1 protein-coding gene is annotated in these 1,026 nt (G+C 53.3%); it reads left to right on the top strand.

Annotated features, from left to right (window positions below; all coding sequences use genetic code 11):
* Positions 1-1,026, top strand: a 1,026-nt coding sequence (locus AXF19_RS15645) for a transposase (protein ID WP_237141753.1), incomplete at both ends; no start/stop codon positions are given.

The raw sequence follows: 1,026 nt of genomic DNA, 5'->3' as shown, positions 1-1,026 counted from the left end.
TTTTGAGCTTCCACCGAGCAGAGCGAAACCTCATCGCACCGCACAAACTGCTCGCCATCCTCATCTATGCCTACATGAACCGCATCTACAGTTCCCGCCGCATCGAGGATGCCTGTCGCAGGGACATCAACTTCATGTACCTCTTGGAGGGCTGTCCTGCGCCCGATCATACGACCATCGCCCGTTTTCGCAAGAAGCACTTCGCTCCCTGTGCCAAGGAGATTCTCGCACAGATGGCACTCCTGCTCGGGGAGGTTGGTGCAGTCTCATTTCAGAACCTCTTTGTGGACGGAACTAAGATCGAGTCCGTCTCCAATCGGTACAGCTTCGTCTGGAAGAAGGGCGTCCAAAAGCACTGCAGCAGGCTTATGGAGAAGCTTTCTGCTTTTCTTGCATACGTGGAGAAGGAGTTCGGTATCCATCTGCGCCATGGCGGGGACATCCACGTCCGACATCTGAAACGACTGCGCCGCCGCTTGAAGCACGTGCAGAAGGCGCAGGGCATCGTCTTCGTCTATGGGAGCGGAAGACGAAAGAGCATGCTTCAGCGTGCAATAGAGACACTGGACACGTATCTTCTCCGTCTGAAGGACTACACGAAGAAACTCCACATCTGCGGGGCACGTAACAGCTTTTCAAAGACCGACACGGAGGCAACCTTCATGCGGATGAAAGAAGATGCGATGAAGAACGGTCAGCGAAAGCCCGCCTACAACCTCCAATATGGTGTAGAGGCATCCTTCATCGTATGGGCAGGTATCTATGCGAATCCGACGGATACAAGGACACTCATCCCGTTCTTGGAAGATTTTCAGGAATACATCGGAACAAGAAGCAGGAACATCATCGCCGATGCAGGCTATGAGAGTGAGGAGAACTACCTGTATCTGCGGGACAAGGGACAGGCATCCTACATCAAGCCGAACAACTACGAGATCAGCAAGAAGCGCAAGTGGAAGAACGACATTGGACGGCGTGAGAACATGGTGTATCTTGCAGGAGAGAACGTCTACCTATGTGCCGAGG

It is taken from the genome of Selenomonas sp. oral taxon 126, from assembly GCF_001683335.1.
In the GTDB taxonomy this organism is placed as follows: domain Bacteria; phylum Bacillota; class Negativicutes; order Selenomonadales; family Selenomonadaceae; genus Centipeda.
This window is presented reverse-complemented; position numbering and strand designations above follow the sequence as displayed.